Source organism: Streptomyces sp. NPDC001231 (assembly GCF_042896885.1).
Lineage (GTDB): Bacteria > Actinomycetota > Actinomycetes > Streptomycetales > Streptomycetaceae > Streptomyces.
This window is the reverse complement of record NZ_JBIAXS010000001.1, coordinates 310566-335501: the sequence shown is the minus strand read 5'-3', so window position 1 is coordinate 335501 and position 24936 is coordinate 310566. Positions and strand designations below refer to the sequence as shown.

Annotated in this window: 18 protein-coding genes; 16 read left to right on the top strand and 2 right to left on the bottom strand. The window is 70.8% G+C overall.

Features of this window, described 5'->3' with window-relative positions; all coding sequences use genetic code 11:
- Window positions 1-5: 5 nt before the first annotated feature.
- The 9 genes from ACFY3J_RS01465 (at window position 6) to ACFY3J_RS01425 (ending at window position 11220) form a co-directional block, all read left to right on the top strand.
- A complete protein-coding gene (locus tag ACFY3J_RS01465) occupies window positions 6-368 on the top strand; it encodes a DUF4233 domain-containing protein (protein WP_384173011.1) in 363 nt (120 codons plus the stop codon).
- 64 nt (window positions 369-432) lie between these two features.
- A complete protein-coding gene (ndk, locus tag ACFY3J_RS01460; protein WP_225075143.1) occupies window positions 433-846 on the top strand; it encodes a nucleoside-diphosphate kinase in 414 nt (137 codons plus the stop codon).
- Window positions 847-1160: 314 nt separating this feature from the next.
- Entirely contained in the window at window positions 1161-2180 is a 1020-nt protein-coding gene (locus tag ACFY3J_RS01455) for a rod shape-determining protein (RefSeq protein WP_384174076.1), read from the top strand.
- Window positions 2181-2342: 162 nt separating this feature from the next.
- A complete protein-coding gene (mreC, locus tag ACFY3J_RS01450; RefSeq protein ID WP_390839776.1) occupies window positions 2343-3284 on the top strand; it encodes a rod shape-determining protein MreC in 942 nt (313 codons plus the stop codon).
- Window positions 3285-3298: 14 nt separating this feature from the next.
- The gene (gene mreD, locus ACFY3J_RS01445) at window positions 3299-3976 is read left to right on the top strand and encodes a rod shape-determining protein MreD (RefSeq protein WP_384173017.1); all 678 of its coding nucleotides are present in this window, start codon (window positions 3299-3301) and stop codon (window positions 3974-3976) included.
- Between the two features lie 71 nt (window positions 3977-4047).
- Window positions 4048-6375, top strand: coding sequence for a penicillin-binding protein 2 (gene mrdA / locus ACFY3J_RS01440; protein ID WP_384173020.1), 2328 nt, complete (start codon window positions 4048-4050; stop codon window positions 6373-6375).
- Window positions 6372-7571, top strand: coding sequence for a rod shape-determining protein RodA (gene rodA / locus ACFY3J_RS01435; protein WP_384173023.1), 1200 nt, complete (start codon window positions 6372-6374; stop codon window positions 7569-7571). The genes mrdA and rodA overlap by 4 nt, the downstream gene beginning before the upstream one ends.
- Window positions 7572-7631: 60 nt before the next feature.
- Window positions 7632-9146: a CHAD domain-containing protein gene (locus tag ACFY3J_RS01430; RefSeq protein WP_390839773.1), complete on the top strand. Its 1515-nt coding sequence runs from the start codon at window positions 7632-7634 to the stop codon at window positions 9144-9146.
- Between the two features lie 94 nt (window positions 9147-9240).
- Complete coding sequence (locus tag ACFY3J_RS01425) at window positions 9241-11220, top strand: TIGR03960 family B12-binding radical SAM protein (protein WP_390839772.1); 1980 nt, start codon at window positions 9241-9243, stop codon at window positions 11218-11220.
- Between the two features lie 291 nt (window positions 11221-11511).
- Here the strand turns inward: ACFY3J_RS01425 and ACFY3J_RS01420 are convergent, their stop codons facing one another.
- Window positions 11512-11805, bottom strand: a complete 294-nt coding sequence (locus ACFY3J_RS01420) for a hypothetical protein (protein WP_390839770.1) — start codon at window positions 11803-11805, stop codon at window positions 11512-11514.
- 542 nt (window positions 11806-12347) lie between these two features.
- Window positions 12348-13025, bottom strand: a complete 678-nt coding sequence (locus tag ACFY3J_RS01415; RefSeq protein ID WP_390839768.1) for a GAP family protein — start codon at window positions 13023-13025, stop codon at window positions 12348-12350.
- A 559-nt stretch (window positions 13026-13584) separates the two neighbouring features.
- Here ACFY3J_RS01415 and ACFY3J_RS01410 point away from each other — a divergent pair.
- From ACFY3J_RS01410 to ACFY3J_RS01380, 7 genes are all read left to right on the top strand, one after another.
- Window positions 13585-14037 (top strand): hypothetical protein, encoded by a 453-nt coding sequence (locus tag ACFY3J_RS01410; RefSeq protein WP_384173035.1) that lies wholly within the window; start codon window positions 13585-13587, stop codon window positions 14035-14037.
- 109 nt (window positions 14038-14146) lie between these two features.
- Window positions 14147-15493 carry a Dyp-type peroxidase gene (locus ACFY3J_RS01405; protein ID WP_390839766.1) on the top strand — a complete coding sequence of 449 codons (1347 nt, stop codon included), beginning with the start codon at window positions 14147-14149 and terminating at the stop codon, window positions 15491-15493.
- Window positions 15494-15550: 57 nt separating this feature from the next.
- Window positions 15551-16681, top strand: a complete 1131-nt coding sequence (locus tag ACFY3J_RS01400) for a catalase family protein (protein WP_390839765.1) — start codon at window positions 15551-15553, stop codon at window positions 16679-16681.
- 419 nt (window positions 16682-17100) lie between these two features.
- Complete coding sequence (locus tag ACFY3J_RS01395; protein ID WP_141360942.1) at window positions 17101-17508, top strand: hypothetical protein; 408 nt, start codon at window positions 17101-17103, stop codon at window positions 17506-17508.
- Window positions 17509-17667: 159 nt separating this feature from the next.
- Window positions 17668-18759: a hypothetical protein gene (locus ACFY3J_RS01390; RefSeq protein WP_390839763.1), complete on the top strand. Its 1092-nt coding sequence runs from the start codon at window positions 17668-17670 to the stop codon at window positions 18757-18759.
- Window positions 18760-18899: 140 nt separating this feature from the next.
- Window positions 18900-19685, top strand: a complete 786-nt coding sequence (locus ACFY3J_RS01385; protein ID WP_225075130.1) for a TIGR03936 family radical SAM-associated protein — start codon at window positions 18900-18902, stop codon at window positions 19683-19685.
- A 275-nt stretch (window positions 19686-19960) separates the two neighbouring features.
- Window positions 19961-24526: a ribonuclease E/G gene (locus ACFY3J_RS01380; RefSeq protein ID WP_390839761.1), complete on the top strand. Its 4566-nt coding sequence runs from the start codon at window positions 19961-19963 to the stop codon at window positions 24524-24526.
- Window positions 24527-24936: the final 410 nt, after the last annotated feature.

Here is a 24936-nt window from a genome sequence, read left to right as displayed (position 1 = left end):
TTCTCGTGCGTACGCTGTGTTCCTCGACCCTGATCGGCGAGTTCTTCGTCATCGGCTTCGCCGCGCTGGTCGCGATGAAGGACCCCGGCCTGTCCATGGCGACCGTGTGGACGGTCAGCGGCATCGCGATGCTGCTGTGCCTGCTGCTGTGCGGCGTGGTGACCCGGCCCGCCGGTGTGGTCCTCGGCTGGGTGCTCCAGTTGGCGCTGATCGCGTCCGGCCTGGTCGTGCCGATGATGTACTTCCTCGGTGCGGTCTTCGCGGCGCTGTGGTGGGCGTCGGTGCACTTCGGGCGGAAGATCGAGGAGGCGAAGGCCAGGTTCGCGGCCCAGGCCGCCGAGGTCGGCCCTCCGGCTGACGCTGCGTGACAGCAGCGGCGACACGCCCTGTAACCTCGTCCCACCGCACATCTGCCAGGAGAAGGAGCCACCCGTGACCCAGCGCACCCTCGTCATCCTCAAGCCCGACGCAGTCCGTCGTGGCCTGACCGGCGAGATCATCAGCCGTATCGAGCGCAAGGCCGGCTGGCAGATCACCGCGCTGGACCTGCGCGCCCTGGACACGGAGACCCTGGAGCAGCACTACGGCGAGCACAAGGGCAAGCCGTTCTACGAGCCGCTGGTGGCGTTCATGTCGTCCGGCCCGGTCGTGGTCATGATCGTCGAGGGTGAGCGGGTCATCGAGGGCGTGCGCGCGCTGGCCGGCCCGACCGACCCGATCGCCGCCGCTCCGGGTTCGATCCGCGGCGACTACGGAGTGATCGTCCGGGAGAACCTGATCCACGCCTCCGACTCCGAGGAGTCCGCCGAGCGCGAGGTGAAGATCTTCTTCCCGGGCCGCGGCTGACCCCCGAGCGCCCTCCCCGACCGCCGCCGAGCTGACGCCCCGTCAGCTCGGCCGTTCGCCTGACCTGGGCGGCCGCACGAACCCGGCCGCCCGGTTGCATACGCGGTGCCGATCGGGGGAACGAGTGCCCCCGATGGACCGTCTCCAGAAGCGAGGCGGTACGCCATCTGCTGACAATGGCGAAGACCCTCGCACAGTGTTCGTGCAGGCGCGTCTACGATGGAAGCCTTCACGTCACAGCACCCACCTCGCCGTACCTGAATTGCCGTCAAACGCTCCCAGGGAAGGCCAGACGAATCCTGATGGGGAACTCAATGTCGTTCATCGGCCGTGACATGGCTGTCGACCTCGGGACCGCCAACACGCTGGTGTACGTCAGGGGTCGCGGGATCGTACTCAACGAGCCGTCCGTCGTCGCGATCAACACCAACACCGGTGGGATCCTCGCGGTCGGTGCCGAGGCGAAGAAGATGATCGGGCGCACGCCGGGCAACATCGTCGCCGTGCGTCCGCTCAAGGACGGCGTGATCGCGGACTTCGAGATCACGGAGCGGATGCTCCGCTACTTCATCCTGAAGATCCACAAGCGGCGGTATCTGGCTCGTCCGCGCGTCGTCGTCTGCGTGCCCTCCGGTATCACCGGCGTCGAGCGCCGCGCCGTCATCGAGGCCTCGTCCCAGGCCGGCGCACGCCAGGTGCACATCATCGAGGAGCCGATGGCCGCGGCCATCGGCTCCGGCCTGCCGGTCCACGAGGCCACGGGCAACATGGTGGTGGACATCGGCGGCGGCACCACGGAGGTCGCGGTCATCTCGCTCGGCGGCATCGTCACCGCCCAGTCCATCCGCGTCGCGGGCGACGAGCTGGACAACGCCATCATCCAGCACGTCAAGAAGGAGTACTCGCTCCTGCTGGGCGAGCGGACGGCCGAACAGATCAAGCTCACGATCGGTTCGGCGTACGACCTCGACTCCGACGAGCACACCGAAATCCGCGGCCGGGACCTCGTGTCCGGGCTGCCGAAGACCGTCGTCATCTCGGCCGCCGAGGTGCGCAAGGCGATCGAGGAGCCGGTCAACGCGATCGTCGACGCGGTCAAGACCACCCTCGACAAGTGCCCGCCGGAGCTGTCCGGCGACATCATGGACCGCGGAATCGTTCTGACCGGCGGCGGAGCACTGCTGCGCGGCCTGGACGAGCGGCTGCGCAGTGAGACCGGCATGCCGATCCACATCGCCGAGGACCCGCTGGACAGCGTGGCGCTCGGCTCGGGCAAGTGCGTCGAGGAGTTCGAGGCACTCCAGCAGGTCCTGGACGCCCAGCCCCGCAGATGACACAACTCAGCGACTCCGCCGTACGAGATGATCTTTTCTCGTGCGGCGGATCGTTGATATAGAGGCATAAGCTCCCGCAAACGGGCCCCTTGGGATTGCGCGCGCAGACGGCGCTTCGACGGGGCCACCCGGTTCCTATGAGGAAGGGCACGGCCGCCGCACGTGAGGGACACGAAAGAGAGCCGGCTGCTCCTGGTGCTGCTGATCGCCATCGCGTTCGCGCTGATCACGGTGGACATCCGCGGCGGGGAGAACTCCCCGGTGGACGGTGCCCGGCAGGCCGCCGCCACCGTGTTCGGCCCGATCGAGAACGGCGTGTCGGCCGCGGTGAACCCGGTCGGCAACGCGGTCTCCGCGGTCCGCGACTCCGGCGAGCGCCACGACCGGCTCGCCGCGCTGGAGAAGGAGAACGCCGCCCTCAAGGCCGAACTCGGCAGTGACGACCGCAAACGCAGCCGCCTCACCCAGTTGAACAAGATGCTGAAGCTGTCCGGCGACGGCCAGTACGGCATCAAGGGCGCCCAGGTCATCGCCATAGGGGCGACCCAGGGCTTCTCCTGGACCATCACCATCGACGCCGGCGCCGACGACGGCATCCAGCGCGACATGACCGTCCTCAACGCCGACGGACTGGTCGGTCGCGTCACCACCGTGGGCCCCAGCACCTCCACCGTGCTGCTCGCCAACGACCCCGACTTCACCGTCGGCACCCGCATGGAGGGCAGCGACGAACTCGGCTTCGCCTCCGGCCAGGGCGACCGGCCGCTGCGCGTGCAACTCCTCAACGGCAAGGCGGACGTGAAGAAGGGCGACCGCCTGGTCACCTTCGGCTCCCAGGGCAACCGGCCCTTCGTGCCGGGCGTCCCGGTCGGTGTCGTCTCCCGCGTCGACCCCTCCGGCGGGGACCTGACCCGCACCGTCTACGTCACGCCGTTCGTCGGCTTCACCAAGCTCGACGTCGTCGGCGTCGTCGTCCAGGCCCCGAAGAAGGACCCGCGCGACGAGGTCCTGCCGCCGAAGCCCAAGCCGACCCCGACGCCCACGGTGACCGTGACGGTCACCCCGTCCGCCGACGCCTACGCCAACGACTATCCGCAGCAGTAGGAGCTTCACGTCCCATGCGCCCCAACCGGATCCTGCTCTCCACCGCGCTGGTCGTCGTCGCCCTGGTGATCCAGGTGAGCGTCCTGTCCCGGCTGCACCTGCCCGGAGCCGTCCCCGACCTGCTGCTGCTCACCGTCCTCGGCCTGGCCATGGTCTACGGCCACGTAGGCGGCGCCCTGGTCGGCTTCGGCGCCGGACTGTTCGCCGACGTCGCCCCGCCCGCCGACCACGCCGCCGGCCGCTACGCCCTCGTACTGTGCGTCATCGGCTACCTCGCCGGACTCATCAAACCCGAGACCGGCCAGGTCAAGTCGGCCACCGGCCCCATGGCCGTGGTGGTGGCCGCCGCCATTGGCTCCACCCTGCTGTACGCGGGCGTCGGCGCCCTCGTCGGCGACACCGCCGCCCGCCATGTCGGCCTGGGCGGACTGCTGCTGACGGCCGCCGTGTACGACCTGCTGCTCGCCCCCTTCGTGGTGCCGGGGGTCATGTGGCTGGCCAGGCGCGCGGAGAACGATCCGCTCGCCGAGTCCGGCTCCGCCGCCAAGAAGACCGACATCTCCTCCGGCTGGCTCTCCTCCGGCACCGGACTGAGCATCGGGGGCCGGCGCGGCACGCTCGGCAGTCTGAAGGCCAAGGCCCGCACCCGCACCACCCGGGTCGGCCGCATCAAGGGGGTCAAGCGGCTGTGACACCACGGCAGTCGGCCGCCCTGCCGGCCGCGCAGGTCCGTTGCACGCACTGAGAGGGGGAGGCAGTACCCGTGACCAACATCCCTGAGACCGGTCGGACCCCACGCGTCCAGACCCGGCTCGTCGTCATCCAGATCCTCGTCCTCTCCCTGCTCGGCACGCTCGGCGGCCGACTGTGGTACCTCCAGATCCGTGAGGGCGCCCGGTACCAGAAGGAGGCCTCCGGCAACCACGTCCAGCAGGTCGTCCAGCCCGCCGTGCGCGGCTCCATCCTGGACGCCCGCGGTGTGCCGCTCGCCGACAACGAGACCCGGCTGGTGGTCTCCGCCTCCCGCACCGACCTGCTCAAGCAGAAGGACGACGGCAAGGCGGTCCTCACCAAGCTCGCCGGCGTCCTCGGCATGGACGTCGACGAGGTCATGATGAAGGTCCGGCTGTGCGACTCCAAGACCCCGCAGCCCTGCTGGAACGGCTCTCCGTACCAGCCCATCCCCATCACCGACGAGGCCACCCCGCGCCAGGCCCTGCAACTCCGCGAACGCGCCGAGGACTTCCCCGGCATCACCGCCGACCCCCAGGCCGTGCGCCGCTATGTCGGGCCCGGCAAGTCCAACTCCGCGCAGGTCCTCGGCTACCTCTCACCGGTCACCGACGAAGAGATCCAGAAGGCCAAGGACACCGACTCGCCCTACCTGCGCTCCGACATGGTCGGCCGCTCCGGGCTCGAACGGCAGTACGACCGGGAGTTGCGCGGCAAGGCCGGCGTCACCCGCTACGAGGTCGACAACCTCGGCCGCGTCATCGGCAAGTCCAAGTCGGACGCCGCCGAATCCGGCTCCAGCCTGGTCACCAGCATCGACTCCCGCGTCCAGCGGATCGCCGAGTACGAGCTGGACAAGGCGATGAAGGCCGCCCGGGCCCAGTGGGACAAGATCACCGAGAAGAACTACAAGGCCGACTCCGGGGCCGTCGTCGTGATGGAGGCCAAGACCGGCCGCATCGTCGCCATGGCGTCCGCCCCCACATACGACCCGAACGCCTGGGTCGGCGGCATCTCCGCCAAGGACTACAAGGCGCTCACCGGCAAGAACTCCGACTACCCGCTGCTGAACCGGGCCATCCAGGGGCAGTCCGCGCCCGGTTCGACGTTCAAGGTGGTCTCCACGGCCGCCGCGGTCGAGGCCGGCTACGACTTCAACGGCAACTACCCCTGCACCAGCTCCTACTCGGTCGGCGGCCAGGTCTTCAAGAACTTCGAGGGGGAGAGCTTCGGTCCGATCTCACTCGGCCGGGCCCTGGAGGTCTCCTGCGACACCGTCTTCTACTACCTCTCGGACAACGAGTGGAAGAAGGACGGCGGCATCAACCCCAAGAAGGGCAAGCCGAAGGACTACTTCTACAAGGCCGCCCACCAGTTCGGCCTCGGCAAGGAGACCGGCATCGACCTGCCGGGCGAGGTCACCGGCCGCGTCCCCGACCGCGAGTGGAAGCAGCGGTACTGGGAGGCCAACAAGGAAAACTGGTGCGAGACCGGCAAGAAGGACGGCAGCTACGTCGAGAAGATCGCCTACGAGAACTGCCTCGAGGGCAACAAGCTGCGCGAGGGCGACTCGATCAACTACTCCATCGGCCAGGGCGACACCCTCCTCACCCCGATCCAGGAGGCCGTCATCTACGGCGCGATCTCCAACGGCGGCACCATGTACACGCCGACCATCGGCAAGGCGATCGTCAGCCCCGACGGCAAGCACGTCACCGAGATCAAGCCGAAGTCCCACGGCAAGCTGCCCATCACCAAGGCCACCCGCGACATGATGGACCAGGCCCTGGCCGGCGTGGCCACCCGCGGTACCGCCGCCTGGAAGTTCGCCGGCTGGCCGCAGGACAAGATCCCGCTGCACGCCAAGACCGGTACCGCCGAGGTCTACGGCAAGCAGACCACGTCCTGGCTGGCCACCTACAGCAAGGACTACACGGTCATCATGACCATCGCCCAGGCCGGTACCGGCTCCGGCGCCTCCGGTGAGGCCGTCCGCAACATCTACAGCGCCATGTACGGCGTCCAGGCCGACGGCTCCATCGACAACAAGAAGGCCCTGCTGCCCACCCCGCAGAAGAGCCTGCCGCAGATCCGGCCCGACGGCTCGATCGCTGCCGCGAAGGTCTCCGCCGACCCGGCCAAGGACCAGGAGGAGATCGCCAAGCAGGCCGCCGAGCAGGCCGGGCAGGGCGGTACCGCGCCGGACGACCAGCAGGGCGGCACCACCGCGAACGATCAGCAGGGCGGCACCGCACCGAACGACCAGCAGCCGCCGGCGACCACCGCCTCGCCCCCCACAGGCAACCGCGACACCCGCAGGCGCCAGCGCCGAAGGGGAAGCCGGAGGATGACCGCATGACCGGCGCGAACAGCTTCTCCATCTCCGGGTACGGCCCCGAAAAGGGCGGCTGGACACGGGTCTTCGCCCGCGACTCGGCCGCCCGCCGGCTCGACTGGCCGATTCTGTTCTGCGCGCTGGCGCTGTCCGCGATCGGCGCCGCCCTGGTCTACTCCGCCACCCGCAACCGCACCGGCATCAACCAGGGCGACCCGTACTACTTCCTGGTCCGGCACCTCATGAACACCGGCATCGGGTTCGCCCTGATGATCGGCACCGTCTGGCTCGGCCACCGCACCCTGCGCAACGTCGTGCCCATCCTGTACGGGCTCTCGGTCCTCGGCGTGCTGCTGGTGCTCACCCCGCTCGGCGCCACCATCAACGGCAACCGCAACTGGATCGTCCTCGGCGGCGGCTTCTCCCTCCAGCCCTCCGAGTTCGTGAAGGTCACGATCATCCTGGGCATGGCGATGCTGCTCGCGGCCCGGGTCGACGCGGGCGACAAGATGTACCCCGACCACCGCACGGTCCTTCAGGCGCTCGGCCTCGCCGCCGTACCGATCATGGTCGTGCTGCTCATGCCCGACCTCGGCACGGTCCTGGTCCTGCTCACCATCATCCTGGGCGTGCTGCTCGCCTCCGGCACCTCCAACCGCTGGGTCTTCGGCCTGCTCACCGCCGGTGTCGTCGGCTGCATCGCCGTCTGGCAGCTGCACATCCTGGACGAGTACCAGATCAACCGGTTCGCCGCCTTCGCCAACCCCAGCCTCGACCCGGCCGGCGTCGGCTACAACACCAACCAGGCCCGCATCGCCATCGGCTCCGGCGGCCTGACCGGCGCGGGCCTCTTCCACGGCTCCCAGACCACCGGCCAGTTCGTCCCCGAACAGCAGACCGACTTCGTCTTCACGGTCGCGGGCGAGGAACTCGGCTTCCTCGGCGCCGGCCTGATCATCCTGCTGCTCGGCATCGTGCTCTGGCGCGCCTGCCGCATCGCCCGCGAGACGACCGAGCTGTACGGCACCATCGTCGCCGCCGGAATCGTCGCCTGGTTCGCCTTCCAGTCCTTCGAGAACATCGGCATGACCCTGGGCATCATGCCGGTCACCGGCCTGCCCCTGCCCTTCGTCTCCTACGGCGGCTCGTCGATGTTCGCGGTCTGGGTGGCGGTCGGACTGCTCCAGTCGATCAGAGTGCAGCGGCCCATGTCGGCGTAGCGGCGGCGACCCGCGCCCGGACCCCTCCCGCCGGGGCCGGACCCGCACTAGATTCGGGTCATGGCGGACATGAAGGCGAAAAGGGAGATCGAGCGCAAGTACGAGGCCGGCGACGGCGGACTGCCCGACCTGACAGGCGTCGGTCCGGTGGCGGCCGTCGTCGACCAGGGCGTCGCCCAACTCGACGCCGTCTACTACGACACCCCCGACGAACGCCTCACCGCCGACGGACTCACCCTGCGCCGCCGCACCGGCGGCACCGACGCCGGCTGGCACCTGAAGTTCCCGGTCAGCCCCGGCGTACGCGACGAGATCCACGCCCCCCTCTCCGACACCGTGCCCCCCGCCCTCGCCGGACTCGTCCGCTCCCGCGTCCGCGACGCCGAACTGCTCCCACTGGTCCGCATCCGCTCCCGCCGGGGGATCAGCCACCTCGTCGACGCCGACGGCACCCCGCTCGCCGAGGTCGCCGTCGACGCCGTACGGGCCGAACGGCTGACCGGTCACGGCGGCGCCGCCCAGTGGACCGAGATCGAGGTGGAACTCGCCGACGACGGCGACCCGGCGCTCCTCGACGCCGTCGGCAAACGCCTGCGCAAGGCGGGCGTACGCCCCTCCCCGGCGGCCTCCAAACTGGCCCGCGCCCTGACCGAGACCGCCCCGCCCGACCGCCCCCGCCCCACCGCGGCCGGGCACGCGGCCCCCACGACGGCCGGCGACCACGTCCTCGCCTACCTGCGCGCCCAGCGCGACGCCCTCGTCGCACTCGACCCCGCCGTGCGCCGGGACGAGTACGACTCCGTCCACCAAATGCGCGTCGCCACCCGCCGCCTGCGCAGCGCCCTGCGCACCTACCGCAAGGTCCTGGACCGGACCGCCACCGACCCGGTCCGCGCGGAACTGAAATGGCTCGGCACCGAACTCGGGCTCGGCCGCGACCAGGAAGTCCTCGCCGAACGCCTCACCGCCGACCTCGACGACCTGCCCTACACCCTGGTCACCGGCCCCGTCCGCACCCGGCTGCGCACCTGGTCGCAGACCGCCCGCAGCGACTCGCGCCGACGCCTCCTCGCCGACCTCGACAGCGACCGCCACCTGGCGCTCCTCGACACACTCGACGCCCTGCTGGCCGACCCGCCGCTGCGCCCGGCCGCCGCCCGGAAACCGGCCAAGGTGATCACCAAGGCCGTACACAAGGACTTCGCGGCGCTCTCCGCCCTGCTCCGGCACGCCCTCGACCTGCCACCCGGCCACGACCGCGACCTCGCCCTGCACGAGGCCCGCAAGAAGGCCAAGGCCACCCGGTACGCGGCCGAGGCGGCCGTACCCGCCCTCGGCGATCCGGCCGCCGGCCTGGTGAAGGCGGGGAAGTCGCTGCAGAGCCTGCTCGGCGACCACCAGGACAGCGTCATGGCCCGCCGGACCCTGCGCGAGCTGGCCGGCCAGGCGCACGCGGCGGGGGAGAGCGCGTTCACGTACGGGGTGCTCCACGGACGCGAGGAGCAGAGTGCGGCCGAGCTGGAGGCGCGGCTGCCGGAAACCTGGCGGGCGATCGAGAAGGGGACGGCCCTCTGAGCGCTCCCGCGACCGCCTTCCGGGCGTTCGGGACAGGTCCGGGACCGGGTTACGCTTGATGGTCACCCCTGTCAGCTCACGAAGGTCCGTCGAGATGCCTGCCGAAGCCGCCGAGACCGTCGAGTCCGTGTTCCCGCAGCTCGAAGCTCTGCTCCCACATGTGCAGAAGCCGATCCAGTACGTCGGCGGAGAACTCAACTCCACGGTCAAGCCCTGGGAGTCCTGCGACGTCCGCTGGGCGCTCATGTACCCGGACGCCTACGAGGTCGGCCTGCCCAACCAGGGCGTCATGATCCTCTACGAGGTCCTCAACGAGCGCGAGGGTGTCCTGGCCGAGCGCACCTACAGCGTGTGGCCCGACCTGGAGGCGCTGATGCGGGAGCACGGCGTCCCGCAGTTCACGGTGGACGGCCACCGTCCGGTGAAGGCCTTCGACGTCTTCGGCCTGTCCTTCTCCACGGAGCTGGGCTACACGAACATGCTGACGGCCCTGGATCTGGCCGGTATCCCGCTGGAGGCCAGGGACCGCACGATCGACGACCCGATCGTGATGGCGGGCGGCCACGCGGCCTTCAACCCCGAGCCGATCGCCGACTTCATCGACTGCGCGGTCATCGGTGACGGCGAGCAGGCGGTGCTGGAGGTCACGGAGATCATCCGCGCCTGGAAGGCGGAGGGCCGCCCGGGCGGGCGCGAGGAACTCCTCTTCCGTCTGGCGAGGACGGGCGGGGTGTACGTGCCCGGCTTCTACGACGTCGAGTACCTCCCCGACGGCCGTATCGGCCGCGTGGTGCCCAACAAGTCGGGCGTCCCGTGGCGTGTGTCGAAGCACACGGTGATGGACCTGGACGAGTGGCCGTACCCCAAGCAGCCGCTGGTGCCGCTGGCGGAGACGGTCCACGAGCGCATGTCGGTCGAGATCTTCCGCGGCTGCACGCGAGGGTGCCGCTTCTGCCAGGCCGGCATGATCACCCGCCCGGTGCGCGAGCGCTCCATCACGGGCATCGGCGACATGGTGGAGGCCGGCCTGAAGGCGACCGGCTTCGAGGAGGTGGGCCTGCTCTCCCTGTCCTCGGCCGACCACTCGGAGATCGGCGATGTCGCCAAGGGCCTCGCCGACCGCTACGAGGACGACAAGATCGGCCTCTCGCTGCCCTCCACCCGTGTGGACGCCTTCAACATCGACCTGGCGAACGAGCTGACCCGCAACGGCCGCCGCTCGGGCCTCACCTTCGCCCCGGAGGGCGGCTCGGAGCGCATCCGCAAGGTCATCAACAAGATGGTCTCGGAGGACGACCTGATCCGCACCGTCGCCACGGCCTACGGCAACGGCTGGCGCCAGGTGAAGCTGTACTTCATGTGCGGTCTGCCCACGGAGACGGACGAGGACGTCCTCCAGATCGCCGACATGGCGACCCGCGTGATCCAGAAGGGCCGCGAGGTATCCGGCTCCAACGACATCCGCTGCACGGTCTCGATCGGCGGCTTCGTCCCCAAGCCGCACACCCCGTTCCAGTGGGCGCCCCAGCTCTCCTCCGAGGGGACGGACGCCCGTCTGGAGAAGCTCCGCGACAAGATCCGCGGCGACAAGAAGTACGGCCGCTCGATCGGCTTCCGTTACCACGACGGCAAGCCCGGCATTGTCGAGGGCTTGCTCTCGCGCGGCGACCGCCGGATCGGCGCCGTCATCCGCGCGGTCTACGACGACGGCGGCCGCTTCGACGGCTGGCGCGAGCACTTCTCCTACGACCGCTGGATGGCCTGCGCGGACAAGGCCCTCGTCCCCTTCGGCGTGGACGTCGACTGGTACACCACCCGCGAGCGCACCTACGAGGAGGTCCTCCCCTGGGACCACCTCGACTCCGGCCTCGACAAGGACTGGCTCTGGGAGGACTGGCAGGACGCGCTCGACGAAACCGAGGTCGAGGACTGCCGCTGGACCCCCTGCTTCGATTGCGGGGTATGTCCGCAGATGGATACGGCCATACAAATCGGCCCGACCGGCAAGAAGTTGCTTCCTCTGACGGTCAAGAACGCTGGCCCGGCGCCGGCTTCGAGTGGTCACGTGCACTGAGGTGAGCGAGGCACTCGATCGGGTGATTGAGGCCCTGGCCGGGGTGAGTGAGGAGGAGGTAGCGGCTGCGCTGGCTGCTGTCGGCGTTTCTGGAGGTCGGCCGGCGGCCCCGAAGCGGAGCCTCCGTACGCCCCTGCCGGAGCCGGAAGGTTGCTCGCGCATTCGCTCAGAGGTGGAGTGGGTCTGAGCTCGCTGCGGTGTCCGACGTCGATCTGCACTGGCCGGACACCAGGAGATCGACTCGACGTCCGGGCCGGTACCCCGGCAGTGCGCGGATCCGGCCGCGATTGGTCACTTTCCGTCGACGTCAGGCTGGATCTCCAGCGTGAAGGCCGCGTCCTCGGGGCCGGTGCCTTCTTCGCCCGCCCACACGATCACGCGCACGTGCTGCTCGCTGACGCCGTTCACCTTCCACTCGGTCACAAGGTCGGTGACGACGAGGGCGGCGACGTATTTGGCGTCCTCGCTCCGGGACTCGGTGTTGACCCTTCCCCGCCACCGGTGGGAGGGGCCGCTGTGGGATCGCCAGCCGTGCGAGCCGTGTGGCTCCTCCACTCGGTACGCCCACACCCTCTCGGTGCCCATGGCACCGATCCTGTCACCAAGGAGCCCTCATGCGCCGGATCGGATCGACGCCCGCCGAGAGGGGCGGTGCGACGGGGCAATCCTGTCCGGACCTCATCGAGGCCGACGACGGGGACTTCCTCGTGATCGGGAAGCTCGCCTAGCTCAGCTTCCGCGACGGCACTGCGGGTCGTCGCCGCAGGGGGCGACTTCTACGCGGCCGACTGCCACCTCGACAAGAATCCTGCCGACTACTGCGGGCTGGGCGGGATCGGCGTCTCGTGCCCGATCGGCGTGCCGCGTCTGCCCGCAGATGGACACCCACATCCAAATCGGCCCGACCGGCAAGAAGTTGCTGCCCCTGACGGTCAAGAACGCGGCCCCGGCACCTGCGTCGAGCGGTCACGCGCACTGAGCTGCGCGAGGCACTCGATCGGGTGGTTGAGGCGCTGGTAGGGGCGAGCGAGGACGAGGTGGCCGCTGCCTTCGTCCGCGTGGCCTGTTGAGCCCCCTCCCTGATGGGGAGGGGGCTCGCCGGCATCCGGGCGACGCGAGTGAGCCTGTCAGGAGGTGAGGATGGAGATGCCGTCCCCGAGCAGCTTCAGCCCGAGGACGAAGAACAAGACCGCCATCACGGCGACATTGTGCTGAGCTGCCCAGTTTTTCCAGCTGCCGAGCGTGGTCCTGGCTCGCTCTCCCCCGAGCAGGAAAACTCCCAGCGGGGCCAGCAGGCCGAGGGTGGCGATCAGGACGAAGATCGCCAGAGATGCAATCTGCTGCCCTACCGGCAGGCCGGCCGAGCCGATCGCGGCCCCCGCGGCGATGGTCAGCGGGGCGTTCTTGGCGTTGAGCGCGGCCAGGGCCAGTCCGAGTGCGAAGACCTTGACCGGCGTGAGGCGGTCGATCGCGCTCATCCACTTCGGCAGCCGAGCTTGCGAGGGATCCCTTGGGCGCCGGTGCCATTGCCGGGCGCCGAAGAGGACGAGGAGCAGGCCCAGGGCGAGCTTGAGGGCTCCCACCCAGGTGGCCGGGTGGTTGCGGGCGGAGGCACCGGCCGGGGATGCGATCGCCAGCATCACCGCACCCAGTGCCGCGAGTCCCAGGATCCAGCCGACGGTGAAGAGGACGCCGTTGAGACGTCCTCGGGGCGTGGCGAGTATGAGGATGACGGCGATGATCGGGAGGGGACTGACCGCGACGGCCGCCGCGAAACCCAGCACGTCACCGAGAACTGCGCCCATGGTTGCCTCCGTGTGAGGTCAGGGTGGCGATCCAGATGAGTAGGGCTTGGCGCGAGAGGGTGCCCCGACCGCCTCGGCGGCGCAACGGGGTGGTGTGCGATCGGCTGAGCCACTGTCTCCACGGCCGTGCGGAAGAAGTGGCTGCCCGAATGGTGACGACGGCGTACTCGGCACGTCCCACTCATTCCATCTTCCTGCGCCTGGCCGGATCTGTCCTCGGGAGCCTTTCGGGGCGGGAGGGATCAGGCTGGCCGCCGCAGCGCCGGACTCTCCCGGGAATCCACCTCAGGCGACCGCAGTGCCCAGGGCCCGGGATGCGAGGCACTGCATCCGTAGTGAGGATTGATGTGTGGGGGCGATGGCGCCTCATGTTCGGGCGCTTGGCGGCCCTCGCACCGATCCGTGGCAGGAGAATCACACGATGACTGCGACGACAGGTGCAACCCAGTCAGCTCACCCCGAGCGGCCAGGCAGGTCGGATGGGGTCTGCAGCGAGTTCACCGTCTTCACCGAGATCAAGCCGGGCCATGCGGATGCGTTGCGTGAGGATCTCGCCGCGATGGCCGACACGGCGGATGACGAGAGGGTCCATGCGGCGCTGCGCCAGATCGGCACCCTGCATGACGCACGGCACGTGATCTTCGACAACGACACCCGCTTCATGTTCGCCAGCGTCTTCGACGGCTCCTGGGACACGTACATCGACGACTTCGCCAAGACGGTGGTCGGGGAACGCTTCGACAAGGTCTTCTCGCACAGCGAGGGGTTCCCCGGCGTCAAGGATCCAGGGGTGAAGGACTGGTTCATCGCCCACCAGGCACCCGCGGGGGTCTTCGTCAGCGCCTATCCCGATCTGACCGTTCAGCAGATCTTCAAGGACCACCGCGTGGACGACGCGTTCCAGGAGGTGCTGGACACCCCCGAGTTCCGGTCGGCCCTGGAGAACCCGGCCAACGCGGAGTTGGTGGCCACGCCTGCCTTCCAGAAGCTGTTGGAGGAAGCCTCGGCCTAGAACCCGGACACAACCAATCCTCGGAACCGACCCAACGCCGGACCGCGTCGGTGGGTGCGGCCGCTGCGGGGCTGCCCAGGCAGAGACCGATGTGGAGGCACAAGCGATCATGAACATCGCGGACAGCAGCAGCGCGGCCGGCGTGAGCATCGAGATCGACGACGTCCAGAGCGGGGCGCTGCGTCCGAGGCCCGTGCCGTACGAGGGAAAGTTCGTCTTCCTGCGTGTCGATGACCGTCATGCCGGGCGCGCCCTGCTGCGGCGGCTGCTCCCGGTGACCTCGGGTGGTCTGCCCAGCGCGGACCGGAGCCAGGATGCCTGGGTCGCCGTGGCGTTCACCTACGAGGGGCTGAGGGCCCTGGGGGTGCCCCAGGAGTCGCTGGACAGCTTTCCGCGGGCGTTTCGTGAGGGCATGGCCGCTCGGGCGGAGCTGATCGGCGACGTGGGCGAGAGCGCACCGGCCCACTGGGAGGCACCGTTCGGAACGGGCGATGTCCACATCGCGTTGAGTGCCCTCTCCTCCGATACGGCAGAGCTGGACAAGGAGCTGGAGCGGGCCCGTGTCGCCTACGAGGAGACACCCGGTGTCCAGGTGATCTGGCAGCAGGACGTCCACCAGTTCCCGACCGGGCGCACCACGTTCGGCTTCCGTGACGGCATCAGCCATCCGAACATCGAGGGCGTCGGACTGCCCGGCTCCAACCCGCAGGAAGCCCCCATCAAGGCCGGCGAGTTCATCCTCGGCTACCCCGATGAAACCGGCAGCCTGCCGCCCATGCCCAGCCCCGATGTGCTGGGGCGCAACGGGACCTACGCGGCCGTCCGCAAGATCCACACCAACGTGGCGGCCTGGCGCCGGTACCTGCGCGCGAACAGTTCCAGCGCCGAGGAGGAGGCACTCCTGGCGGCCAAGATGGTCGGGCGCTGGCCGAGCGGAGCGCCGTTGACGCTGACCCCGGAGCACGATGATCCGGAGCTGGCGGCCGATGCGCACCGCGTCAACAACTTCCTGTACCGGGAGAACGACGACCGGGGGTACAAGTGCCCCGCCGGTGCGCACATCCGCCGCACCAACCCCCGTGATTCCACCATCATCGGCGATGCGCGGATGCACCGCCTCATCCGCCGTGGCACCACCTACGGCCCGCCGCTGCCGGAAGGCGTGCTTGAGGACGACGGCGCCGACCGGGTCGGAGTCTTCCTCGGAGCCCACCTGGAACGGCAGTTTGAGTTCATCAAGGCCGAATGGGTCAACGACGGCAACTTCATCGGCTACCCCGGCGAGAAGGACCCGGTAGCCGGGCATCACGGCGGCACCGGCAGCGTCACCATCCCGGAGAAGCCGGTCCGGCGCCGTCTGCAGAACCTGCCCAGCTTCGTGGTCACCCGGGGCGGCGAGTACTGCTTTGTGCCGGGGCTGCGCGCTTTGCGCTGGCTCGCAGACCTGGAGGGCTGAGACCAATTCCAAGCCCCTGAGGTGCGATCACGGTCTCCGAGAGGAGAGGTCGAAGTCATGGCAGCACAGTTCGTCCGCTACACACCGGACATAGAAGACGACGACCCGGACTTCGACCGCAACGTGCAGACGGTGATCGAGAAGACCGAAAGCTACATCGCCGAGTCGGTCGAGGCCGGCGGCACCGGACGGGCCCTTCGCGACGCCCATGCCAAGGGCTACGGGCTGGTCCGAGGGGAAGTGGAGATCCTGGACGGGCTGCCCCCCGAGTACGCCCAAGGAATCTACGCGACCCCGGGAACCCACGATGCGCTCATCCGCTTCTCCAACGGCTCGCCTCACGCCGGAGCCGACGCGCGACTGGGCGCCGCCACCGGACTGGCGCTGAAGATGTTCGACATCCCCGGCCCGACCCTGCTGGAAGACGAACCGGACACGGGCACATTCGACTACGCCAACATCAATGGACCGATCTTCTTCTGCAACACAGTCGAGCACTACCTGTTCATCCAGGAACTGTTCCTGAACGCGCCGGCCTACTTCTCCCAGGGCCGTACCGGAGCACATCGCTTCTTCACCGAGTTCGTGACCGGAAAGGGGACACTGGACCAGGACAACTGGGCATGGGACGAGTTCCTGGCATTCCTGCGTCTGTCCAAGACCCCTCCGGCGAACCTGCTGCTTTCGAGCTACTGGACGATGGGCGCGGTCCGGCACGGGGACTACATCGCCAAGGTGCGCATCACCCCCGACCCGTCCTCCGCTGCCGCGGTGGTCCGGCGCGCCATCGACCCGACCTCGGGGGCGGAGGTCTTCCGGCCCGCCCTGCAAGCCGAGTTGCAGGAGCGGCCCTACGCCTTCGACATCCAGGTCCAGCTCTGCACCGACCTGGAGCGCATGCCGGTGGAGGACACCACCGTGGAGTGGCCCGAGCAGTTGTCGCCATCCGTCACCGTGGCCAAGCTGCGGCTGCCGCAGCAGGACATCTCCGAGCCGGGGAATCTGGAGAAGATGGACGCGCTGTCCTTCACGCCCTGGCGGGTCACCGCCGAGCACGCGCCCCTGGGCAACATCATGCGGGCCCGCAAGGAGGTCTACCGGCGATCCTCCATCGCGCGCCACAAGCTCAACCAACAGCCGCGCACGGAGCCGCGCAGCGTCGACGACGTACTTGGCCCGGCCCAATGAGGCCGGCTGATGCAACGGCAAGCGCCCCCGGTCACTGCCCTCGATCACAATCCCTGCTGTAGAGCAGGGAAACGCCAACAGCGCGGGACGAAAATGGACACCCGCATCCAAATCTGCCCGACCGGCAAGAAGTTGTTTTTTCTTGACGGTCAAGAACGCGGCCCCGGCGCCTGCGTCGAGCGGTTACGCGCACTGAGCAGGAGCGGCTCCTGAATGGTCACTGCCGCTGACGACCGGTCAGCGGTGGCGGTTCCGTCCGGGTCGAGTCGGCCCCCTCCCGTTGAACGGGAGGGGGCTTCAACGTGTTTGAGAAGTGGGGAACCGGTCAGATCAAGGCCGGAAATGAGTGGCTGCGGTGTGCGGCGGATTGTTTATATGACCTGTCACTTGCCGCTCAATCGCTTGAGGTGTGAAGCCACTTGAAGAAGGTTCTGACCGCAATCGCCGCCGCTGTCATGGGTGTCACGATGTTCGGCGGAAATGCCCAGGCGGTGGATGTCACTCCGTTCAGCGCCACGAACTGCACCGGAAACGCGGGATCCACGGACGGGTCCGGGTCGGTTTGTATCACGGTGAACGGGACCGGGCTCAAGGTGGACAGCTTCTACCTGTCCAAGCAGTCGAACAACCGGGCCTGGACCGATTACGCGCACATCGACTTCACGGACGGGTCGGGCGGTTTCATGAGTCAAACCGTCAGCGCCGCGCGGGTCGAGAAGAAGACGGTCGGAACCACCTGGGGGCTTTCGGCGGCGGACGGCAGCAAGATCTGCGGGTATTGGCACAATTACCCGGGGACCAAGGCCTGCGCGACGATTCACAAGTAAGACGATTCACCAGTGATCCAAGGCGCGGAGCGGGCCGGTTCGGTCCGCTCCGTCGTCGTGTGCGGCCAGGGGGGATCGGGGTCCGGCCTCTGCGGATTCCTGTCGAGTGACGCGTGAGCCTCGTGGATCCGGCGGGGGCGCCGCCGCGTCCTCTCCGGTATGGAGCTGGAGAAGCGGGGGGTCGGGGAGCGGTCGCCCGAGGGGTGCCTCGTGGTGGCGATCCGGATGCCCGTACGGATCGTGGTGCTGGTGCTGGTCGTGCCGGTGCGCATGGCGTGGGACGCGCTCGTCGTCGGCGGGCGGTTGCTGCGCGACACCGTGCTGCGGCCGCTCGGCCGGGCGCTCGTATGGCTCGGGCGCGTACTGGTCGTCGTACCACTTGTAGGGGCGTACCGGTGGGTGCTGACGCCGATCGGGCACACGCTCGTGTGGCTCGCGCGGAGAGCCGGGGACATGCTGGCGTGGGTGTACGCGCGCGTGCTCGCGCCGATCGGGCGTGCGGCCGAGTGGGTGCTCCGGAGGGTCGGGCTCGTGCTCGCCGCCGTGGGAGCAGCGGTGTTCGCGGGCGCTGCCCGGCTCGTCCGGTGGCTCCTCGTGGCCCCCGGCAAGTGGTGCTGGACGTGGATCCTCACGCCGGCCGGCCGTGCGCTCGCCCGGTGTGCGAGGGGACTGTGGTGGGTTCTCGCGGCGGTGGCCGCCGGGGTCGGTGCGGTTCTGTACTGGACCTGCCGTGTCCTGCTCGTCCTGCCCGCGCTCGCGCTGTGGCGGTGGGTCCTCACGCCGGCCGGCCGCGGGCTCGCCTGGTGCGGGAGGGCGCTGTGGCGGTGGGTGCTCGTCCCCGTCGGTCGCGCCCTGGCCGTCGTCGGGCGGGAGGTGGCGGACGCCCTCGGGCACGCCTGGCGGGTGGCCGGGCGGATCTCCCTCGCCGTCGGGCGGTTCCTGGGGGCCGTCCTGCGCCGACTCGTCGTGGAGCCGGTGCGCTGGGCGTACCGCCGGGTGCTCACGCCGGTCGGGCACGCCGTCCGGGACGCCGTCCTGCGCCCCGCGGCGCGGGTCGCGCGCCAAGTGGGCCGTGGCACCCGGCAGGCTTTCGCCGCGGCGCGCGACATCGCCCGGCAGGCCCGCGCCGACCTGCGCCGGGCGCTCCTCGGGGAACCCCGGCCGGTGGCCCGTCGGGAACCTGTGGTGGCCGAGACGCGTACTCTAGAGACAAGGACCGGGCGCGAAGTCTCCCCGCCGACGCGGGGGTGATCCGGACGGGACGGCACCGGAAAGGTGCCGGACCGGACGCTCCCCGCCGACGCGGGGTGGTGCCACGGACCGTCCGCCGTACACGAGGAGAAGTTCCACTGGGCAAGCGACAGCCCGAAGGCCCACCGCCCGCACCCGCGGTGCAGCGCATCCGACTGCGCTACACCAAGCGTGGCCGCCTCCGGTTCACCAGCCACCGTGACTTCCAGCGCGCCTTCGAGCGTGCGCTGCGCCGTGCCGAGGTGCCGATGGCGTACTCGGCTGGGTTCACGCCGCACCCGAAGGTGTCCTACGCCAATGCCGCACCCACCGGCACGGGCAGTGAGGCGGAGTACCTGGAGATCGCGCTCACCGCGTCCCGCGACCCGGAGCGTCTGCGTGAGCTTCTCGACGAGTCGTTGCCCGCCGGGCTGGACGTCGTCGAGGCGGTCGAGGCCCGTACGTCGGGGCTCGCCGACCGGCTGACCGCTTCCGTGTGGGAGCTGCGGCTGGACGGTGTGGACCCGGCCGAGGCCGAACGTGCGGTCGCGGCCTTCAACGGGGCCGAGACCGTGGAAGTGCAGCGCCTGACCAAGAACGGCATGCGCACCTTCGACGCCCGGTCCGCGGTGGTGGACCTGGAGAGTGCGGAAACGCACGGTTCGGCGGCTGATGGGCCGAGCGACCAGCCTTGTGCGATACTGCGGCTGGTTGTTCGGCACGTGACGCCTGCCGTACGACCCGACGACGTCCTGTCCGGTCTCCGCGCCGTGGCCGACCTGGCGCCGCCGGTCCCCGCAGCGGTGACCAGGCTGGCGCAGGGGCTGCTCGATGAAGAGACCGGTACGGTGACCGACCCGCTCGCGCCCGACCGCGAGGCAGACCTGGCCGCCCCGGCCGATTCAGTGGGGGCCGCCGTTCCTGCCGCCGCGAAGGCGCCCGCGTAGGGACGGTTCCGCACCGGGACGGACGTCGAAGCGCCGCCCTCGTACTCGGGAGCCACCTGGGTCGGGCAGCGCACCGACCAGAAGACTTTCGCCAGGCCGTACACGACAAGGGGTACGGAACCGGCGAGACAGGACACAGAGAGCTCCCGTGCGGCGCTCGCGCCCCGGACGGCGGCCGGCCCCATGGCACGGCCGCGGACGTCAACGGTGCCGATCTACGTGATCGGCACCGGACCAGGCGCGGCGCCCGGGAGCCTGACGGGAGATACGCCCGCATGCTCGAACCGACCGAACCCATCGAGGGTTCCGAAGAACTGAACACTCCCAGCGACACCCTGCCGCCGCGTCGTCGGCGCCGTGCCGCGTCCCGCCCGGCGGGTCCGCCCGCCGCCGCGACCTCCGAGGCCGCGGCCGAGATCACCGCTCCGGCCATACCGGCCGCCGCCTCCGCGGAGCTCGCGGAGCAGGTGGAGGAGCAGGAGACTCCCGGGGCCGAGGCGGTCACCCGCGAGGAGACGGAGGAGGCGGCCGAGGCCGCCGCACCCGCGCGCCGTGCGCGCCGCCGTGTCTCCGTGCCCGCCGGGACCCCCACGACCGCCCAGGGCGAGGCCGCAGCCGAGACCGTCGTGCCGGCGGCGGCCGTCGCCGAGACGCCGGCCACCGGGTCCGGTGCCGTCGAGACGTCCGCCGGGTCCGTGGAGGTCGGCGAGGCCGCCGCTCCGCGGCGTACCCGCCGGCGTGCCACCCGCAGTGTGTCCGCGCCCACCGCGGCCGTGGAGACGGTCGAGACGGTCGTCCCCGCCACGTCCGCGGAGAGCGCGGAGCGGCAGGAGAGTGCCGAGGCTGTCGCCGAGCCGGCGGCGGAGGCGCCCGCGCCCGCCGCTCGTACGCGGCGCCGTGCGACCCGGCGTGTGTCCACGCCCGCCGGTGCCCCCGCGCCGGCCGAGGCCCCTGAGGCCCCCGCGGTGAACGCCGCTCCCGAGGCCACGACCCCCGAGCCCGTCGCCGAAGCCGCGACCGCCGAGCCTGAGCCCGCTGCCCAGGTCGCGGAGGACGCTGCTCCGCGGCGTACCCGTCGGCGTGCCACGCGCCGCGTGTCCGAGCCCGCCGCCTCGCCCGAGGGCGTGGCGGAGTCCGGGAGCGAGGCCCCCGCCGCCGAAGAGGCCACGACCCCCGAGCCCGTCGCCGAAGCCGCGACCGCCGAGCCCGAGCCCGCCGCCGAGGTCGTGGAGGACGCTGCTCCGCGGCGTGCCCGTCGGCGTGCCACGCGCCGCGTGTCCGAGCCCGCCGCCTCGCCCGAGGGCGTGGCGGAGTCCGGGAGCGAGGCCCCCGCCGCCGAAGAGGCCACGACCCCCGAGCCCGTCGCCGAAGCCGCGACCGCCGAGCCCGAGCCCGCCGCCGAGGTCGTGGAGGACGCTGCTCCGCGGCGTGCCCGTCGGCGTGCCACGCGCCGCGTGTCCGAGCCCGCCGCCCAGACCACGGGCGTCACCGAGACCCCCGCGGCCCGGTCCACCGAGGCTCCCGGCGAGGACCAGGTCCCCGCTGTCGCCGCCCCCACCACCCCTGCCGCCGACGAGTCGCAGGCGCCCAAGGCGCCCGCCGCCGAGGCCGGGGCCGAGGAGACCGGGACGCGGCGGAGCCGGCGTCGGGTCGTGCGGCGTGCCGCGACCGGGTTCTCCGAGCCCGCCGCCGAGTCCGCCGCCGGCGACGGCGAGTCGTCGCGCCGGCCCGCGCGCCCCGCTGTCGCCGTGTTCCAGGCGCCCGTCTTCACCGAGCCGATGTTCCAGACCCCGGAGCGGGCCGCCGCCGCGGCGGCGGCCGAGGCCGCGGAGGTCGAGGAGCTTCCGGAGGAGCAGGCCGAGCAGCCCGAGCAGCCCGAGCAGGCTGAACAGGCTGAGCAGGGCGGCTCGCGCCGCCGCCGTCGCCGCCGGGGTTCCGGTGGCGAGGAGCCCGAGACCCGGGCGGCCGGGACCGCCGACGAGTCCGCCGAGGACGAGACGGAGGAGGAGGCCGCCGAGTCGGCCGAGGAAGCCGCCGAGGGCGAGGACGGCGAGGAGTCCGGTTCGCGCCGTCGCCGCCGTCGCGGTGGCCGCCGCCGTCGCCGGGGCGAGTCCGCCGAGGCCGGCGGGGACGAGGACACGGAGGAGAGCGACGAACTCGCCGCCGAGCAGGCCGCGCAGGACGCCGAGGACACCGCCGAGCAGCTCGACGAGGACGACGAGGACGAGGCCGGGACCGCGGAGTCGGCCGAGGAGGACGAGGGCCGGCAGGGAGGCGGTGGCTCCAGCAGCAGCCGCCGTCGCCGTCGGCGTCGTCGCCGGGCCGGTGACAGCGGCACGGACAACGAGCCGTCCGCCGACGACCCCGAGCGCACCGTCGTCAAGGTGCGCGAGCCCCGCAAGGCCGCCGAGCCGTCCGACGAGGTGCAGTCCATCAAGGGCTCGACCCGCCTGGAGGCCAAGAAGCAGCGCCGTCGCGAGGGCCGCGAGCAGGGCCGCCGCCGGGTGCCGATCATCACCGAGGCCGAGTTCCTGGCCCGCCGCGAGGCCGTCGAGCGCGTGATGGCGGTCCGGCAGCACGGCGACCGTACGCAGATCGGCGTCCTGGAGGACGGCGTGCTCGTCGAGCACTACGTCAACAAGGAGCAGTCGACCTCGTACGTAGGCAACGTCTACCTCGGCAAGGTGCAGAACGTCCTGCCCTCGATGGAGGCCGCCTTCATCGACATCGGCAAGGGCCGCAACGCCGTGCTGTACGCGGGTGAGGTCAACTTCGAGGCGCTCGGCATGGCCAACGGCCCCCGGCGCATCGAGTCCGCCCTCAAGTCCGGCCAGTCCGTCCTCGTCCAGGTCACCAAGGACCCCATCGGGCACAAGGGCGCCCGTCTGACCAGCCAGGTCTCCCTCCCGGGCCGCTACCTCGTGTACGTCCCCGAGGGCTCGATGACCGGCATCAGCCGCAAGCTGCCCGACACCGAGCGGGCCCGGCTGAAGACCATCCTCAAGAAGATCGTCCCCGAGGACGCGGGCGTCATCGTGCGCACCGCCGCCGAGGGCGCGAGCGAGGACGAGCTGCGCAGGGACGTCGAGCGGCTCCAGGCGCAGTGGGAGGACATCCAGAAGAAGGCCAAGAACGGCGGCAGCTCGAGCGCACCGTCGCTGCTGTACGGCGAGCCGGACATGACCGTCCGGGTCGTGCGCGACATCTTCAACGAGGACTTCTCCAAGGTCATCGTCAGCGGTGACGAGGCCTGGCAGACGATCCACGGGTACGTCTCGCATGTCGCCCCGGACCTCGCGCCGCGTCTGCAGCGCTGGACCAGCGAGGTCGACGTCTTCGCCACGTACCGGATCGACGAGCAGCTCGCCAAGGCGCTGGACCGCAAGGTCTGGCTGCCCAGCGGCGGTTCGCTGGTGATCGACCGGACCGAGGCGATGGTCGTCATCGACGTCAACACCGGCAAGTTCACCGGCCAGGGCGGCAACCTGGAGGAGACGGTCACCAGGAACAACCTGGAGGCGGCCGAGGAGATCGTGCGTCAGCTGCGGCTGCGCGACCTCGGCGGCATCATCGTGATCGACTTCATCGACATGGTCCTGGAGTCCAACCGCGACCTGGTGCTGCGGCGTCTGCTGGAGTGCCTGGGCCGCGACCGTACGAAGCACCAGGTGGCCGAGGTGACCTCGCTGGGCCTGGTGCAGATGACCCGCAAGCGGGTGGGCCAGGGCCTGCTGGAGTCCTTCTCCGAGACCTGCGTGCACTGCAACGGCCGCGGTGTCATCGTCCACCTGGAGCAGGCGAGCGCCGCCGGTGGCGGCGGGAGCAAGCGCCGCAAGCGCGCCCGCGCCGGTGCCGAGCAGCCGCACGAGCACGAGGCCGTGGCCGCCGAGGTGGTCGCCCCGACCGCCGAGGAGGAGGCGGAGACCGAGACGGAGGTCCCCGAGCCCATCGCGCTGCCCGCGCTGGAGATGGCCCCGGACGAGGAGCTGTACAGCAGCGTCGCCGAGGCGGAGGCCGCGGCGAGCCGTGGCCGTACGCGGCGCCGTGCGAGCCGGCGGGTGTCCGCGCCCGCGGGCGCGCCGAAGGCCCACGCCAACGGTGGCACCCCGGCTCCTACGGCCCAGGGCGTCACGGCGGCCGAGGAGGCCGTGCGCCCGGAGCCGGCGGAACAGGCTCTGGCCGAGCCCGTGGCCGTAGAGGACCCGGCAGTCCCGGCGCCCGCGGCCGAGGCCCCGGTCGAGGAGACCGCCCCCAAGGGCCGTACGCGTCGTCGCGCGACCCGCAAGGTGTCGGCGCCGGCCGGTTCCCCGGCGGGTGCCGAGGAGACCGTGGTGACGGTGTCCGAGGCCGCGCCGGCGGCAGCCGCCGAGCCGCAGGACGTCGCGGTCGACGAGGCTCCGGTTCCGGCGGAGCAGCCGGAGGCCCCCGCCGAGCCCGCCGCCCCGGCCCGTCCGCGCCGCCGCGCCGTGCGCAAGGCGACCGCGCCGACCGCGTCCGAGGACACGGCCGTCGTGGTCGTCCCGTCGGGCCCGGCGGAGGAGGCCGAGTCGGCCGCCGCCGCGGAGGAGCCCGCCGAGGAGACCGTCTCGGAGGCGACTCCGGCGAAGAAGGCGACGGCCCGCAAGACGGCCAAGAAGGCGACGGCGAAGAAGGCCGCCACCAAGAAGACCGCGGCCAAGAAGACGGCCGTGAAGAAGGCCACGGCCAAGAAGGCGGCGAAGACGACGACCGCCAAGAAGACCGCGGCCAAGAAGACGACGGCGAAGAAGGCGACGGCCAAGAAGACCGCGGCGGCGGCCCAGCAGGCGCCGTCCTCGGTCGGCTCGTCGGTGGAGGAGTGACGAGGGCCTAGCCCCGGCCGCGTGCCCCGGCCCGGACACCCCTGCGGTGTGCCGGGCCGGGGCACGCGGCTGTTTCCGGCCCGGCACACCGCAGGGGTGTCCGGTGCCGCATCACCGCTGCCCGCGCGAGCACAGCCGGCTCGTCCGGCTCGTCCGTCCGGCCCGTCCGTCCGGCCCGTCCGTTCGGCTCGTCCGTTCGGCTCGTCCGGCTCGTCCGTTCGGCCCGTCCGTTCGGCTCGTTCGGCTCGTCCGGCTCGTCCGTCCGGCCCGTCCGTCCGCCGGTCCGCCCCGCCCGGCCCCCCGTCCGGTCTGTCCGTCCGCCCGTCCGCCCGCCTGCCTGCCTGCCTGCCTGCCTGCCTGCCCGGACCCCCTTCGAACGTCGGAGGTTACGGAGAGATGGCGGACAAGGG

Excerpts from the sequence above, each read along its gene's own strand:
- ACFY3J_RS01415 (WP_390839768.1), bottom strand. The coding sequence starts at position 13,025 with ATGGGCGCAGTTCTCGGTGACGTGCTGGGTTTCGCGGCGGCCGTCGCG.
- mreD (WP_384173017.1), top strand. The coding sequence starts at position 3,299 with ATGCGCCCCAACCGGATCCTGCTCTCCACCGCGCTGGTCGTCGTCGCC.
- ACFY3J_RS01390 (WP_390839763.1), top strand. The coding sequence starts at position 17,668 with ATGGAGCTGGAGAAGCGGGGGGTCGGGGAGCGGTCGCCCGAGGGGTGC.
- ACFY3J_RS01455 (WP_384174076.1), top strand. The coding sequence starts at position 1,161 with ATGTCGTTCATCGGCCGTGACATGGCTGTCGACCTCGGGACCGCCAAC.
- ACFY3J_RS01430 (WP_390839773.1), top strand. The coding sequence starts at position 7,632 with ATGGCGGACATGAAGGCGAAAAGGGAGATCGAGCGCAAGTACGAGGCC.
- ACFY3J_RS01425 (WP_390839772.1), top strand. The coding sequence starts at position 9,241 with ATGCCTGCCGAAGCCGCCGAGACCGTCGAGTCCGTGTTCCCGCAGCTC.
- ACFY3J_RS01420 (WP_390839770.1), bottom strand. The coding sequence starts at position 11,805 with ATGGGCACCGAGAGGGTGTGGGCGTACCGAGTGGAGGAGCCACACGGC.
- ACFY3J_RS01400 (WP_390839765.1), top strand. The coding sequence starts at position 15,551 with ATGGCAGCACAGTTCGTCCGCTACACACCGGACATAGAAGACGACGAC.
- ACFY3J_RS01405 (WP_390839766.1), top strand. The coding sequence starts at position 14,147 with ATGAACATCGCGGACAGCAGCAGCGCGGCCGGCGTGAGCATCGAGATC.
- ACFY3J_RS01380 (WP_390839761.1), top strand. The coding sequence starts at position 19,961 with ATGCTCGAACCGACCGAACCCATCGAGGGTTCCGAAGAACTGAACACT.
- ACFY3J_RS01410 (WP_384173035.1), top strand. The coding sequence starts at position 13,585 with ATGGCCGACACGGCGGATGACGAGAGGGTCCATGCGGCGCTGCGCCAG.
- rodA (WP_384173023.1), top strand. The coding sequence starts at position 6,372 with ATGACCGGCGCGAACAGCTTCTCCATCTCCGGGTACGGCCCCGAAAAG.